The organism is Paenibacillus sp. FSL W7-1287 (assembly GCF_038004245.1).
Classification (GTDB): domain Bacteria; phylum Bacillota; class Bacilli; order Paenibacillales; family Paenibacillaceae; genus Pristimantibacillus; species Pristimantibacillus camelliae.
The window spans coordinates 441,598-457,097 of sequence record NZ_JBBORD010000001.1; the positions used below are offsets into that span (position 1 = coordinate 441,598).

Below are 15,500 nucleotides of genomic sequence, written 5' to 3' on the forward strand. Positions count from 1 at the left end.
AAGAAACAGAATACAGTCATTATTTAGATCAAAGGTGTTCTTTTGAACTTCCTCTTCAATAAGGTTCAAAAAGTTCAGCTACTACTTCGTGATCAAAGCTGGAATTTTTGACTTCCTCTTCAGTCAGGTTCAAAAAGTTCAGCTTTCAGCACCGAGAAGATGGAACGAAACTAGAAAACGAGGAGCGCAGCGTACGGTGTTGGTACGTGAGCACCGGAGTTTTCGGTAGCGTTCCATATTCGATGCCGAAAACCCATCCTGTACTACTTCGTGATCAAAGTTGTACTTTTTGAGCATCCACTTCAATCGGGTTCAAAAAGTTCAGCTTTCAGCACCGAGAAGATGGAACGAAACTAGAAAACGAGGAGTGCAGCGTACGTTTTGGGTACGTGAGCACCGGAGTTTTCGGTAGCGTTCCATATTCGATGCCGAATAACCATCCAGTGTATTACTTCGTGATCAAAGTTGTGCTTTTTGAATATCCTCTAAGAGTCTTTTTTGTTGTCTTCGTCGGAGATAGTCTTACCTACTTCCTTCTCTTCAACAACATCCTGCTCAGCGATTGGCTCATTCGCATCACGCGTTTGAATACGAACCTTAACATCTCCAATTTCATCAACGATTGGTTCAGAAGACGTTACTTCCTCTGCTGAGTCGCCATTGCTTGCTGGAGTGCTGCTTGAACCGCCTGAGAATGGCTCTGGCAATACGCCTGTATCAATCAATGATTTGATTTGCTCGATCTCTAGCGTTTCAACCTCTAGCAGCGTTTGAGCAATCAAATGCATCTCATCACTTTTCTCCTGCAATAGCTTTTTCGTACGCTCATAGCAGCTGTTAATGATCGTTTGCATTTCTTGATCAATCTCATAAGCGATGGCATCGGAATAATTCTGCTCATGACCAAGATCGCGTCCTAGGAATACTTGACCTTGAGAATTACCGAATTGCATCGGTCCAAGACGATCACTCATACCATATTCCATAATCATGCTGCGAACAATACCCGTTGCTTGTTTGAAGTCACTGTATGCCCCAGTACCGATTTCTCCGATAAACAGCTCCTCGGCAACCCGGCCTGCAAGCAAACCACAAACACGGTCAAGCAATTCGTTTTTCGTAACGAGCATACGATCTTCCTTCGGAAGCATAATTACGTATCCGCCTGCGCGTCCACGTGGAATGATCGTTACTTTATGCACTTGGTCAGCATGCTCCAAGAAGTAGCCTGCAATCGTATGTCCGGCTTCGTGATAAGCTACGATGCGTTTTTCACGATCACTAATAACACGGCTTTTCTTCTCAGTACCAACGATAACGCGGTCAATGGCATCATCAATATCGACCATGTTAATCTCTTTTTTATTGCGACGAGCAGCTAGTAGCGCAGCTTCGTTCAGTAGGTTCTCGAGATCCGCACCACTAAAGCCAGTTGTACGCTTAGCGATGACATCCAGCTGAACCTCACTCGTCAGCGGCTTATTGCGTGCATGAACTTTAAGAACTGCTTCACGTCCTTTAACATCTGGACGGTCAACTGTAATTTGACGGTCAAAACGACCTGGACGTAATAATGCAGGGTCAAGAATATCTGCACGGTTCGTTGCAGCGATAATAATAATACCTTCGTTCGCTCCGAAGCCGTCCATCTCAACTAGCATTTGGTTCAGCGTTTGCTCACGCTCATCATGACCACCGCCTAGACCAGCGCCACGCTGACGACCAACAGCGTCAATTTCATCAATAAAGATAATACAAGGTGCATTTTTCTTCGCATTTTCGAATAGGTCACGCACACGAGATGCACCGACCCCTACGAACATTTCGACGAAGTCAGAACCTGAAATACTGAAGAATGGAACACCCGCTTCACCTGCTACTGCACGTGCAAGCAATGTTTTACCTGTACCCGGAGGTCCGACTAGTAGTACCCCTTTCGGAATACGCGCACCTACCATATTAAACTTGCGAGGGTCTTTCAAGAAATCAACAACCTCAACAAGCTCTTGCTTCTCTTCATCTGCACCGGCAACATCCTGGAACGTTACACGCTTCTTCTCTTCATTGTAGAGCTTTGCACGGCTCTTACCGAAGTTCATGACTTTGCCGCCGCCACCCTGAGCTTGATTCATTAGGAAGAAGAACAGAATAAAAATAAGCACGAACGGAATGATCGTAATAAAGAAATTCGTCCAGAAGCCCGTAGTCTTCATCTTCTCGTACTTCAAGGTGAAATTATACTGCTGCCTTAAATCTTCAATCTGATCAAGCGAGGCCGTCCCAGCACGAGAAGTGAAGCTGGCATTGCCGCCGTCTGGCGCTTGTATATACTTACCCGTTACTAGATAGGACTGATCCTCATACTTTAATGTTAATTCTGCCACATTGCCCGATTCGATCGCTGTAACTAGCTCATCGTATCTTAAAGGTGTGGAAGATTCACCTGTATTACTGATGTAATTATAGATCCCAATTGTAACTAAAAAAATAATTAAATAATAACCTGTATTACGGATGAACCGTTTCATCCCCTACCTCCTCTCAGACGCTTAAAATATTTTACCATAGCATGACTTTCCATCACAATAGAAGCTGCTTGGAGGCAACATGCGAGGTGTTATGAATAGACTTCCGGCTTAAGAATGCCGATAAATGGCAGATTGCGGTACTTTTCCGCATAATCTAGCCCATAGCCGACAACAAACTCGTCTGGCAATGTGTACCCTTTATAGTTCGGCTCAAGCTTCACTGAGCGACGGGCAGGCTTGTCAAACAATGTAACGACCGAAACGGAAGCTGCATTGCGATGCTCCAGCACATCGATTAAGTAGCTAAGCGTCAAACCACTATCTATAATATCTTCTACAATGAGGACGTCACGACCTTCAACAGACACATCAAGATCTTTAATAATTTTTACGACGCCTGAAGATTTTGTAGACTGACCATAGCTTGATACCGCCATAAAATCAATTTCAAGCGGAACCTTTATTTCTTTTACAAGATCAGACATAAAGATAAACGCGCCTTTAAGGATACAGATTACTAGTGGATTACGACCTTCGAAATCCTTCGTTAACTGCTCCCCAAGCTCTTTTACCTTGTCTAGAATCTGCTCTTCGCTGTATAGTACATCCTGAATATCGTTTAACAACTGGTAATCCCCCTACATTTAACTATGTTATGTTTCGAATTGAAGTTCATTCCTATTCATTGGTCAAGCATGAATCTTCTCACGTATGCCTCGAGCATTGAATGAAAACAATTAGCCTTGTATGCGATTGAACAAGACCAATAGATGATCTGCGCAGCCCAGGCACCCATAATACACGGTCCTCATGATCGACGATAATCGGATATGTATCACGCTCAGCAAGTGCTATCTTTCCATCCACGAACATATCTTGCACCTTTTTCGTGCCATTTAATCCTAAAACCTGCATTCGATCACCTGATTTTCTTGAACGAATGTGCAGTGGAAAGGATAAAATTGCGGCATCAAAGGCGGCTTCGTGCTTCGATTGAAGCTGAGGAAGCTCATCAGACGGAATAATATCAGCATGAATCAACCAATTGCCGAATTGAAGCTTACATGGAAGCTGCTCCAATGCCATGCTTAAAGACGTGGATGTCGATCTGAGACGTTCATAATGCTTAATATGTACCAATCGTAACATTTCATATTCGCGAATGCACATTATTCCTTCGCCAACGTCCATACGATAGGTCTGATGCGCATGATTGGCTGCGATATGTCTAATACGCTCTATCCCATCAAATGATATCGTCGTTGCTTCTTGAGACAGATAACTTAATATTAGTTTAATCAATCTCCTTTGTAAAGCAATCGGTTCATTGCATAAAGCATGACATGAAACGACAAAGCTTTGCTCCTGCTTCGATACAAGCTGTCTAAATCTATCTTCTGTCTGCTGCTGCAGCCATGCGTCCTCTTCACTAGCAATCTCAGCTAGACGGCCTAGCGAATCAACGAGCTGAGGATTATAGCGCTCAAGCATCGGAATAACATCCAATCTGAGCTCATTGCGATGATAATCTCTAGAAAAATTGCTGCTATCTTCTAAATAAGGCACTTGCTCCTGCTGACAGAGCAAGATAAGCTCATTCTTTCTCATACGTAGCAAGGGGCGAATTAGTTCCACGTTTTTTTCGTTTCTCCGATTTTGCATACCGCTTATCCCAGACAAGCCCGAGCCTCGCAGCACATGCATAAGTACAGTTTCTGCCTGATCATCTGCATGGTGGGCAAGAGCAATGGCATACGCTCCGTAGCGCTGTGCGACGTCATGGAAAAACGCATACCTGCGCTTGCGTGATGCTGCTTGGCTGTTCTCGTTCGTTTGCTCCAAGTACGCAGGCATGTCCAGCTCAATCATTTCACATAATATGTTTCGCTCCATGCAGTAGCTGCGTACGAGCTCCGCTTCAGCAAGCGATTGCTCACGAAAGCCATGATTCACGTGAGCTGCAATCAATGTCAGACCAAGCTTTGGAGCAAGCTGGTGCAGAATATGGAGCAGCGCCATCGAATCTGCACCACCTGAAACGGCAACAACGATGCTGCCAGACTTATCAATCGATTGATCCTTTAATAACGATGCTGTTAATTCATCCATGATGCCCATCGCATCCATCATCCTCTACCTTAATAATCCGGTGTAATCAAGTGCATAAAGTGAAGCAGTAATGCAGAGCGATACAATCGATATCGCAATCATTACCTTTAGCCAGCGAGGAGTTGCTGTGTTTTTAACTGTAGGTTTACGCTGATGGGTAATAGCCCGCCAGGCTGAGGCTGCTTCCTTACCATGTGAGAATCCACCATCAAAGGCTTGCTCCAGCCATTTACGATAAGGCGCAAGTTGAGGAATTTCACGCGCTAGCTCAATCAGCTGCTCAGCTGAACGAGTTTGTGGAAGCAGCTCCTTCGACAGCTGGGCCAGCTTGCGCGGAGCAAACACTTGTAAGCATAGCACGCCGAAGGAGAAGAGGTCGTAGGCTGCATCTGCAGATCTTGTGCCCTCGTTCCAATAGCCGCGATCATAGATTTCTGTAAACTGTTTGACTCCCTTTCCAAAGGGGGTCGCTCCTCCGAAATCAATTAAGTCTACTTCACCATACTCGCCAACAATAATGTTTTCAAGCTTTAAGTCACCAAATATCCAGCGCTCACGATGAAGCTCTCCAAGGCTGCGAAGCAAATTCAAGCCGAGCAGCGGAAACCAATCTGCTCCGTGCTGGGCTATATAATTTGCCATATTCAGCCCTTTTACGTATCGCATCGTGTAAAAGGGCACTTCTTTCCCTTGTGGCGTAATCCAGTCATCCACGTCCATTAAATATGATCCCCGAGACGAATCATCGCCAGAGAGAGCCTTCAGTGCATTAATTTCAGATTGAAGGTCAATCGAGCTCGCACCCATTTTCAATGCGTACGATTGCCAGCCCTTGGACACCAGATATACTTTCCCGTTTGCTCCCTCGCCTAGCAATCGCTCAACTCGATACTGTCCATTCTTCCATTTCCCCGTAATGATGCTTCCTTTTTTTATAGGAAGCTTAAACGACGTCGTCACCCAGCATCCCTTCCATTTCTGAACGACGTTTGGAGTCGTTATGCTGTACAAAATATTCAATAACCTTCATCATCGCAGGGCCTGTAGGTGTCGTTCCGCTCATATGCAGCTTCGGAAAAATCGAATGCACCCCTTTTAGATGAGTCGTCCAGTCGAGGTCTAATACACAGTCCTCCTGCTTCGAGCCTGGGAAATGAAAGACTGCAATTTCACTTTTTCCTTCTCTAGCTTGCAGGCTAAGCATAAGATCGTGGATTGATTCCTCCACCGAAGCAAGCTTTGGCTTCATGCTCGCACTCGCATCAATAAGCAGTGCAACCTGCAGTGAGCTGGATTCGGTCAGCTCATCCATCACCTGTACAACCTCTCCCCGCTTCTCAGGTGGCAGAGCTTCGATAGAATCGTTGCCGAGCACGGCTTGAAGCTCGCGCTGTACGGCAAGCTGAATCGTTTGAACAACGGTTTTCCGCGTCATCATCTGTACGGTCTGTGCTAGTTCCTTCGTTTCCACTAATCTACTTAATCCACCACCTGCTCTAGCAATCTCATGAATCTCGGACGCGCCATATTCTCCTAGATCACCTTGATCTACGACACCAACGACATTCACCGTAATCCCCTCTGATTTTGCGTGAGCGGCTGCAACGATTGGACTCATTCCCACATTAGAGCAGCCATCAGTAATTATTAACATTTGCTTCATTACGATACCCTCCTCTTCAAGCATGCCGTAATTGTGTATACGACAATCTATTCCTAGCATTGCCTGAAAAAGAGAGACTTAACCCTAGTAATCTATGTCTATTACGCTTTATTATACATGAGCACCAATTGCTATGGCTAATGATATTGATGCCCATAACATATCAAAGCCCCTTGCACGCCTGCTGAACGTAACCAACAGAACGACAAAGGGCTGTACAGGTCTAACTTACGCTTTTTTTGCGTTCAATTTTTGAGATGCCTGGCCATTTGAAGGTAGCCCATTGCGGCACGTATCGATCAAGTCTCGTAACGAGTACGGTCATATCGTCGTTAATGACTCCATCGTGAAAACGTACAACGGTCTCTAGCAAGCTATCAGCAATTTGCTGTGGATCGTTGCTGCGCAGCTCGCTAATGACGCGCTTCATCCAAAGCTCCTTGTTCACCGCATAACCCGGCGCATCATAGATGCCGTCGCTCATCATAATAAGTAAGTCCCCCGGCATAAGCTGCATATGAACAAAATCGACGTCAATTTCCTGTATAATTCCGATTGGCAAATTGCTAGCAATAATCGGGATGACTTCATTCCCTCGCTTAATGAAGCTTGGTGTGGAGCCTATTTTCAAAAAGGTCGTGTTCGCGCAGTACAGATCAATAATCGCCAAGTCTACTGTCGCATAGATTTCCTCAGGAGAACGAAGCAATAAGATAGAGTTAACAGATTTTACGGCAAGCTGCTCATTCATTCCTGACTGCAGCAGCTGCTGAAGAATAGTTAGCGCTGCGCTGCTCTCCTGACGCGCACGCTCACCGTTGCCCATTCCGTCACTAATCGCGACTGCGAATTTGCCATTGTCCAGCTCCATCATGCTGAAGCTGTCTCCTGATAATAGGTCGCCTCCCTTAGCGACACCTGCAACACCAATATCTACTTCATATTGCTTGGCTGACATAAAGATGGCTCGCTGCAGCTCACTGTGCGTCGCTACCGGTGATTCGCTGCGTACGGTAATATTCTCGCCGAGGATTTCACTAAGCAGTGGTGCGATAATTTTTCGGCACTCCTCAAAGCCTTGCTCGAAGGAATGCTGAATTTCGATTTCTACATTTCCCATTTCTAAGCTAACAATATCTATACTATGGATCGAGAGGCCAAGCGCTTCCACAGCCTCCTTGATTTGCTCCTCTTGAATATGCAGTGCTTGTCCCTCGCGCTTAATCTCCTGCGATAGATCCTCCATCACCTGTGATACACCTAGCAGCTGATCCGCAACGAGCCCTTTTAGCTCATGCAGCTGACGCTGCCACTTATAATTCACCATATGAAGCTCATATTGATGCTTCATCGCGAGCTGAACCTCCGGTACATGCACACAATGTGTCTGCCATGCCTTCGGAACATCCTTCACCCGTCCCTCACTAGCCTCCATGCTGCTCATCATCTCATTCATCATCTTACGTGTCTGTAGCAGCTTGTCTCCCCAGCATACCTTTTGCCGATGACAGCCTGCACAGCTTTCATTAGCAACCGCCTCCATAAAGTGACTGATCTGTTCCTCATGGTTTTGTTCCTTCTCCAGCGTGTAATTCGGATAGAAGCTATTCGATAAGCCCTTGAACATATCCGAAAAATGAAGAACGCGCGCCGCTGTAGCGTTGCGAATATGCTTTGCGTACTCATAATGTGATTTATTGTTTTCTATTGTACCGGGAACGTATTTACTTATCGATTGGATAAGAACTTTCGGTGTAAGGAGAAGCAGCAGCACAGCAAAGGAAGATTCCCATACCGATGTAAACATCTGATCCTGGCTGCCAACATAGATCGTTAAGATAGAGGAGCCAAGTAATAGACCGAAGGACGCACCCATTTTTCCGCCCTCACGCAGCAAGCCTGCAAGCAAGCCCGCGAAGGCCAACACACCAATCTGGAGCACAGCGCTATAATCAGCCAAGCTTAATATAAGCCCTGCTACCACACCGACCGTCGCACCAAGCGGTGCACCACCCGCCATTGCGAACACAAGCAGCATATATCTAGATAACACATGCTCAACAGAAATTCCTTGAACGATCCAGCCTACCGTACCCGTCATTATACATGCTAGCAGAATCATGACACAGATCATTTCCTCGTTCTTTAGCTTGGCAGATTTTCTTGCGAGCGTAATTACTGGAAGCGCATGAATAAATACGAGCGTTAGTACGAAGGCAAGTCCCGCTTCCACAAAAACCATCATTAGGTTATACCAGTCTAACGTATTGCCAATAAAAGCATGAAACAGCTGCACTAATATGACTGATATAAATACGATTAACGGAACTCTCGATATCGTTACCTTTTCAAACGCTTGCAAACCTCTGAACAGTAAGTATACAACGAGCAGCTCAAGCGCAATCCACAGTGGAGCTGGCTGTAAGGCCAGTGTACTGCCCAGCACGATCGCTAGCCCTGACAAAAACGCGACATCGCGGCGCATGTAATAGACTACCGCAAAATAAGCAACAGCAAAGGACATGAGCGATTCTAAAATTACAGCTCGTCCAAGTAAAAAAGCTAGAGCTACAAGAACGATTTGCCATTTTCGACTTGCAATTTGTTGGTAGGCACCCTGTACCCCCTTCATCTGCATCAACCGCTCTCCGATGTTAAAGCTGACTACTGCACTTTCACTTTTCTTCATGCTTTACACCACCATTACTTTATTTGTGTGTTCCCCATTATAGTGGCTTATGCCAACTTTTTTTGTCAGATGGCGGTGTCACGTCAAAAGTTTTTTCCGACAAAAACAAGCGTCTCGCAAGTGATGTCGGATTAGCGTTGGAGCCAGTACTATCAAAGGTTACAGACAAAGCCATAAGGTAAAGGATGGATTGCCGCTTTGTCGGAAACAGGCCTACTTATTGGCGAATGGACTAGACTTACGCATGCAGATGATGAAAAGTGACTGAAAGTATTTGGTATATAAGCCAAAGTCGACATGTTAAGCTTTTCGTTCTACAGCCTGCTACGAAGCACCCGAACAAGAAGCGTTGTAGGATGTTACGTGAAATCGAGTAGGAGGGGGCGGCTAGCCCCCGTCCTCTCACACCACCGTGCATACCGTTCGGTACACGGCGGTTCATGTCATATTCCGCAAGTGATTATATCTGTCCGTTAAACTTCTCAGTCCAAGAGATGACCAATATTGGTTGTCTAGTGACCGATGAAGAATCGGGCTACATGCAATTCTCCAGTATTTCTTCCTCGAATTTCCCCATTCGTGTGCCTTTTGTTTCGAAACGCCTAACGACAGCAGTTTTCTGACCTTTGTCTTCGGCTGCTTCCATTCTTTCCATATACACATTCGAAGCCTTCTTCTTATCCATTCGTCCAACCCTTGGAACACACTTTTCGTATCGGCTAATGCATAATAACCGCACCAACCTGTAAGATATTGATTGAGTTCCTTTATTCGTAGTTCGATCGGGATCGGCTCACTCCGAGAGGTGATCGCTTTAATCTTTGCTTTCACTCGATCTAGTGATGGCTTTGCGATCTTTATTCGCGGATTTTTCTTCTCCCAGCTGAACGTGAACCCTAGAAACTTGCGCTTCCATGGACGGGCAACCGCACTTTTCTCTCGGTTAACCTTCAATTTCAGTTTTCCTTCGATGAATGCAGTAATGGAGCTCATCACTCGTTGTCCTGCCTTCCACGTTTTCACGTAGATGTTGCAGTCGTCGGCATATCTCACGAAACGGAGGTTCCTCTTTTCCAGTTCCTTATCCAGCTCGTCTAGGACGATATTCGATAATAACGGACTAAGTGGACCTCCTTGCGGGGCTCCTTCCGTTGTCGATTGAACGAGACCACCTTCCATTACTCCCGCTTGCAGATAGCCGCGAATAAGTTTCAGCACCATTTTGTCTGTCACTCGTTCCGCCAGCTTTGCCATTAAGCGGTCGTGGTGGATTCGGTCGAAGAATTTCTCCATGTCAATGTCTACCACAATGCGGTATCCCTCTTCCATGTAGCTTCGTGCTTTCCTTACCGCATCATGCCCTCGCCGTTGTGGGCGAAATCCATAACTTTGCTCGGAAAACGTTGGGTCAAATACAGGCGTTAATACTTGGATGATTGCTTGCTGAATGAGGCGATCTGTCACCGTAGGTATGCCTAAGAGCCGAGTTCCACCGTTCGGTTTCGGGATTTCGACCCGACGGACTGGGCTCGGTTCATACGCTCCTTTCTTTATGCTTTCGCGAATGGTTTGCCAATGTTGTACGAGGTGTCTGCGTAAATCTTTTACCGACATGCCATCTACGCCGTGGCTTCCTTTATTCGCTTCGACCCTCGCTAGCGCCGATAGCATGTTTTCTCGTGACAGTACTTCTTCGATCATCCTTAGATACAACTCCCTTGCGTGAATGATTCTTTCTCTTTGTGCCGCTGATGAGCTCTGCCCTTCCGAGTACCCTCGCGTATTCACCGCTACTTTCCTCAGATAAGTCCTTTCGGATTGTCTGCTTTCATCGCCCATCCTCGAACGCCAAGATTCTTCATTCCTATTCCATGTTCGGTCCTTCCGCTAGCTGTTGCAACAGCCTGCGTACTATGACCTCTGCTGACTTCTGTACGTTCAGCTCGCCCTCGTGGGCAAGGTTACGAAGTTCACTTCGCATTCCGCACAGATCTCCCCAGGTAAGAACGCTATCTTCCTCTCCATCTATCTGCTTCATTTACTCTCGTACGCCTTCGGCAGTATGGACTTCAGTTTGTGCGGCAACTTCATCCAACGTACGCTAGCCTTGTATGAAGTTCGTGTCCCTCAGACCGGAGATTTGCCGCTGGCTTCCTTCAGATTCCATCTCGCGATGGACACCCTTGCCTTAAGCTATGGCTACTACTGCCTTCACCATTCGGGACTTGAACCCTAGAGATAGCGCCCATGCTGGGCACACCACAAAAAAGCAGAGCTTTCGCTCTGCTTGTTATCATTGAAGTTCAGTTGTTCATTATATTACATGCGCTTTGCGCCGCGACCACCGCGTTTACCTTCGGTGTTTTTCTTTAAAGATGAAATGCGCTCTTCACTATCCTTTAAGAACTTAGACATTCTATCCTCAAATGAAGGTTTGCTATAATTAGGCTTACCAAAGCCCTGCTTGTTGAATGGACGTCCTCCGCGATCATTATTGCCGCTACCACCACCGCGATTAAATCGCTCTCCGCTATTTCCTCCTGGTCGAGAAGGCGGAGCCTGTTCACCAGCTGGACGATCAACAGCTTGTTTGATTGAAAGGCCGATTTTACCATCTTTGTCCACATTGATCACTTTTACCGTAACGACATCATCAATTTTGAGATGATCCTTTACATCTTTAACATAGTTATCAGCGATTTCTGAAATATGAACCAGCCCAGTGACTCCTCCGGATAGATCAACGAATGCTCCGAAATTTGTAATGCCAGTCACTTTACCTTCTAATTTGGCGCCCACTTCAATTGCCATAAAATAAAATGTTCCTCTCTTAAAGTATTATTAGGACTACCTAAATAATAATATAAAAGGTAGCTTATAAAAGTGATTATAACCAAGGAACGAAACAAGGTCAACAGACAGGCACCACAGTTACTCACTAAAAATTTGCTGCTCTCCTTCTCTTACGAGCCCTTGTTCCTTGGTCGCAAGCTGAGACATATACTCTGGATCATTTAACAGCATCACTTTATTTTCCAATTCCTGAAGCTTCTGTTCCATTACGTCACGATTCGCTTCAAGTGATAATAGTTGTTCATTCAAATGGTCTTTTTGATACATCTGGTTAATGACAGTATATACCGCCCAGCTCATAAATAACACAATTAGAAATAGCCAAATCTTAAGTCTACGCTTCGTTGCAGCTTGAACCGACTTCCCTTGCACCATTCGCTACTTCCTCCTTAACCACGATGGCAGACGTTTCGCCGCTGCCAGCCATAACTGTTTCAGCCTCTCCATTCCTGATTTCCCGTAGGGTTCAAGCCATCTTAATAACGGTTTTGTTATCGGAGACAGCATCCATAGGACTAATTTTAGGATAGGACGAACTAATTGTAGCATAATTTTTCCGATTCCAATAGTGAACTTAGTCCCAAGATTTAGAATATAAAGGACAACCATCCACAGAAACAGGAGCGGCTTAACAATGAGCAGCTGGAACATTCGAATAATTCCAGATAACAGCCACTTTATGGCTTGAATGAGCCATTTCGTAAGCGTCGTGGTAAATGAGCTAAACAGCCAATAATATAATATGGCTCCTACAGCTAGTCCGATAAATACATATGCTCGTACCTCGCCATAATTACTTACATATAGCATTCGGAATACTAGAATAGCTGAGGCAATCCAATACGCTATATCGAGACAAGATAGAGTCCAGCGGGGGAATTTAAATTCAGATGACAACACACGATAGCCATCGAACAAAATTCCCATTCCTATGCCTGACATAATCATAGCTCCTAGCGTTAACCACTGAATCGTTAAGCTCATCGAAACAGCTTGCCGAATACACCCTTGCCTTTACTTGCATGGGTGCCATCAGAATAGGCGAGAGATTGAATCATACCTTCTATTGCGACTAGTCCTTGCTCAAGACTTAGATGCTTCATATGCAGATTATGTCCGGTTACGGTTAGCATGCCTAGTTCTGTATTCAGTAAGAACAACTGGTTATCGAAGCTCTCAACCTTCGTTACCCCAGTAAGCTCCAGCAGCTTACGATTCGTTAATCGCACGTCCTGCTGCTTCTGCTTTTTTTGCTGTTCTGACATAGACTCGTCCTCCACTTCAATTGTTCTGGTCTCCCTATAAAGTATGGAAGGATGCCTTAGTTTAGAACAACAAAAAAGAGAGCCTGCTGATAATTTTCAGCGTGCTCTCTTCTTAACAGCATCTATTCCCAATCGATAATGTTCTCTTTTGGGCGTGCTTCTTCTTTCAACAAGGTATACAGCTCGGCTGCTTCGTCCTTGCGTGTCGTGTCAGCGATTCGATCTACACGAACCGTTACAATCTTCTGACCGTACTGGATTTGCAGCTCGTCGCCTACCTTCACTGTACTGCTAGCCTTTGCTTCTCTACCATTTATCCAGATCCGTCCCTGTTCAGAAACATCCTTGGCAACGGTACGTCTCTTAATTAAACGTGATACCTTGAGAAATTTATCAAGACGCATAGATTACTTGATCGCTTCTTTCAGTTTGTTACCAGCTTTGAATGCAGGTACAGTTGTTTCTGGAATGTTGATGTCTTCACCTGTTTGCGGGTTACGGCCAACACGACCAGAACGTTTACGAGTCTCAAACGTACCGAAGCCGATCAATTGTACTTTATCGCCGTTTGCTAGTGCATCCGTTACTTCTGCTAGAAATCCGTTAATTACGGTTTCTACATCACGTTTAGTAAGACCATTTTTCTCTGCAATGTTATTGATTAGATCTGTTTTGTTCATTGTTATATTCCTCCTGACAATGCATCCATAATTATAGGCTAGCGCCAATTAGTGAGGCTCAGTATGTACGTTCTGTTCTCACGAAGATTAATAATTCAACTAAAGTTTACAAAATCCTTCTTATTCCTATTAAATTTTTTACAAGATTTGCTGAATAAGCGTTGATTTTGACGACAATTAGTCATTTTTCATCTTCTTTGCTTCGTCCCACCATTGATCCATCTCTATTAAATTAGTATCGTCAAAGCTTTTATTATTTATACGAAGCTGCTTCTCAATATATTGAAATCTAGTTTTAAATTTGAGATTAGTTTTCGCTAGAGACTCCTCAGGGTCGGCTCCGATAAAGCGTGCTGCATTGACAACCGCGAACAATAGATCACCTAGCTCTGCAGCTTGCTTCTGTTGATCGCCAGACGCTAGCTCCTGCTTTAGCTCTTCTAGCTCTTCTGCGATTTTATCAAGGACAGGCCCAATGTCATCCCAATCGAATCCTACCTTTGCTGCTTTTTTCTGTAGCTTATAGGCCGTTAATAGTGCTGGTAAATCCTTCGGTATGCCGTCGAGCTGAGAAGGCCGCTTGGCTGCAATTCCTTTCTCCTCCTGCTCCTGCTTCTTCATCGCATCCCAGCTTTTAAGTGCGTCCTCTGCACTCTGAGCTGACAGATCACCAAAGACATGAGGATGACGGTATATGAGCTTCTCATTCAAGGTCTCAATGACGTCATAGATAGAGAAGCTGCCTAGCTCTTCCTCCATCTGGCTATGCAGCATCAACTGCAGCAACACATCGCCAAATTCCTCCTGCATCGCTTGTGGATCATCGTTATCAATCGCCTCTAGTGCTTCATAAAGCTCTTCGATGAAGTTTTTGCGAATCGATTGATGCGTTTGCTCCTTATCCCAAGGACAGCCCTCTGGACTGCGTAATATCCGCACGATTTCGTGCAAGCGATCGAACATGCGGTTTTGTAGTGCAGCCTCCGAAGAACGAGGCACGTAAATGATCGACAGGTTATGGTAGCCTTGCAGGTGATCAAGCTCATAGAGTGGCACCTTGTGAATTTGCTCCTGCCCTGCTACACCTAACGCGTGACCAACGATCACTTCATAATCATCCGGATATCGCTCCATTAATGCAAGCTTAACGTCAGAGGCCGTAAATGAATCATATACTTGTCCAATAAGCGTATGTAGACGTGGCTGCAGCTGCGAAGGGTCTAGCTCCGCTGCATCCAGCAATACAAAGCCTTCAATAGGGTCAAACTTGAGAGAAGCGAATGCAGCATCTAAAAAGCTTTCTCCGCCTCGAACGCATAGCTCAATACCGTTTTCCTCACAGCGTGTCAGCAGCTGCTGAACGGTGCTTTCTGCTACCATGGGATGACCTGGAACTGCATATACGATATGCGGCTCACTAGTCTCATGCTGTGCCAATCGCTCGACCTCTGCTACAAGTGCATCAACAATCTCCTTATATACATCTGGAAAGTTACTATGGCGCTCATAGATGTCATCAAAGCTCGTATGAGCGATGCCTTCAGCGTCCAGCATCGTCATCATCGGATGATGCTTCGTCCGCACATACAATCTGTCTGCACGCTGCAGAAGCTTCCATACCCCTAATGTTAGCTGATCGGCATCTCCGGAGCCTAGTCCTACAACCGTAATTTTCTTGTTCATATTCTCGTCCCCTTATGCGTTACGTCCTCT

The 15,500-nt window shown here is 45.4% G+C and carries 15 protein-coding genes; all 15 read right to left on the reverse strand.

What is annotated here, in order from left to right; translation table 11 throughout:
* Positions 1 to 485: 485 nt before the first annotated feature.
* The 15 genes from ftsH to mazG all read right to left on the reverse strand — a co-directional run bounded on the left by ftsH (position 486) and on the right by mazG (position 15,470).
* Positions 486 to 2,528: an ATP-dependent zinc metalloprotease FtsH gene (gene ftsH, locus NSQ99_RS02085; RefSeq protein WP_251671255.1), complete on the reverse strand. Its 2,043-nt coding sequence runs from the start codon at positions 2,526 to 2,528 to the stop codon at positions 486 to 488.
* Positions 2,529 to 2,617: 89 nt separating this feature from the next.
* On the reverse strand, positions 2,618 to 3,154 hold the full coding sequence (gene hpt, locus NSQ99_RS02090) for a hypoxanthine phosphoribosyltransferase (RefSeq protein ID WP_251671257.1): 537 nt from the start codon (positions 3,152 to 3,154) through the stop codon (positions 2,618 to 2,620).
* A gap of 79 nt (positions 3,155 to 3,233) precedes the next feature.
* A complete protein-coding gene (gene tilS, locus NSQ99_RS02095) occupies positions 3,234 to 4,646 on the reverse strand; it encodes a tRNA lysidine(34) synthetase TilS (protein WP_340834726.1) in 1,413 nt (470 codons plus the stop codon).
* A gap of 15 nt (positions 4,647 to 4,661) precedes the next feature.
* The gene (locus tag NSQ99_RS02100) at positions 4,662 to 5,597 is read right to left on the reverse strand and encodes a protein kinase domain-containing protein (protein WP_340834728.1); all 936 of its coding nucleotides are present in this window, start codon (positions 5,595 to 5,597) and stop codon (positions 4,662 to 4,664) included.
* Positions 5,581 to 6,300 carry a vWA domain-containing protein gene (locus NSQ99_RS02105; RefSeq protein WP_251671263.1) on the reverse strand — a complete coding sequence of 240 codons (720 nt, stop codon included), beginning with the start codon at positions 6,298 to 6,300 and terminating at the stop codon, positions 5,581 to 5,583. The genes NSQ99_RS02100 and NSQ99_RS02105 overlap by 17 nt, the downstream gene beginning before the upstream one ends.
* 223 nt (positions 6,301 to 6,523) lie before the next feature.
* Entirely contained in the window at positions 6,524 to 8,989 is a 2,466-nt protein-coding gene (spoIIE, locus tag NSQ99_RS02110; RefSeq protein ID WP_340834730.1) for a stage II sporulation protein E, read from the reverse strand.
* Between the two features lie 438 nt (positions 8,990 to 9,427).
* Complete coding sequence (gene ltrA / locus NSQ99_RS02115; RefSeq protein WP_340834732.1) at positions 9,428 to 10,690, reverse strand: group II intron reverse transcriptase/maturase; 1,263 nt, start codon at positions 10,688 to 10,690, stop codon at positions 9,428 to 9,430.
* Positions 10,691 to 10,853: 163 nt separating this feature from the next.
* Positions 10,854 to 11,027 (reverse strand): hypothetical protein, encoded by a 174-nt coding sequence (locus tag NSQ99_RS02120; protein ID WP_251671621.1) that lies wholly within the window; start codon positions 11,025 to 11,027, stop codon positions 10,854 to 10,856.
* 281 nt (positions 11,028 to 11,308) lie between these two features.
* On the reverse strand, positions 11,309 to 11,800 hold the full coding sequence (locus NSQ99_RS02125) for a S1 domain-containing RNA-binding protein (RefSeq protein ID WP_251671267.1): 492 nt from the start codon (positions 11,798 to 11,800) through the stop codon (positions 11,309 to 11,311).
* A gap of 120 nt (positions 11,801 to 11,920) precedes the next feature.
* A complete protein-coding gene (locus tag NSQ99_RS02130; RefSeq protein WP_340834736.1) occupies positions 11,921 to 12,217 on the reverse strand; it encodes an FtsB family cell division protein in 297 nt (98 codons plus the stop codon).
* A 3-nt stretch (positions 12,218 to 12,220) separates the two neighbouring features.
* A complete protein-coding gene (gene yabQ, locus NSQ99_RS02135; protein WP_340834739.1) occupies positions 12,221 to 12,826 on the reverse strand; it encodes a spore cortex biosynthesis protein YabQ in 606 nt (201 codons plus the stop codon).
* Positions 12,823 to 13,107 carry a sporulation protein YabP gene (gene yabP / locus NSQ99_RS02140; protein WP_251671272.1) on the reverse strand — a complete coding sequence of 95 codons (285 nt, stop codon included), beginning with the start codon at positions 13,105 to 13,107 and terminating at the stop codon, positions 12,823 to 12,825. Before yabP ends, yabQ begins: the two co-directional genes overlap by 4 nt.
* A gap of 122 nt (positions 13,108 to 13,229) precedes the next feature.
* Positions 13,230 to 13,511, reverse strand: a complete 282-nt coding sequence (locus tag NSQ99_RS02145) for an RNA-binding S4 domain-containing protein (protein WP_251671274.1) — start codon at positions 13,509 to 13,511, stop codon at positions 13,230 to 13,232.
* Between the two features lie 3 nt (positions 13,512 to 13,514).
* Positions 13,515 to 13,787, reverse strand: a complete 273-nt coding sequence (locus NSQ99_RS02150; protein ID WP_251671276.1) for an HU family DNA-binding protein — start codon at positions 13,785 to 13,787, stop codon at positions 13,515 to 13,517.
* A gap of 177 nt (positions 13,788 to 13,964) precedes the next feature.
* Positions 13,965 to 15,470 carry a nucleoside triphosphate pyrophosphohydrolase gene (mazG, locus tag NSQ99_RS02155; protein WP_340834743.1) on the reverse strand — a complete coding sequence of 502 codons (1,506 nt, stop codon included), beginning with the start codon at positions 15,468 to 15,470 and terminating at the stop codon, positions 13,965 to 13,967.
* Between the last annotated feature and the right edge of the window lie 30 nt (positions 15,471 to 15,500).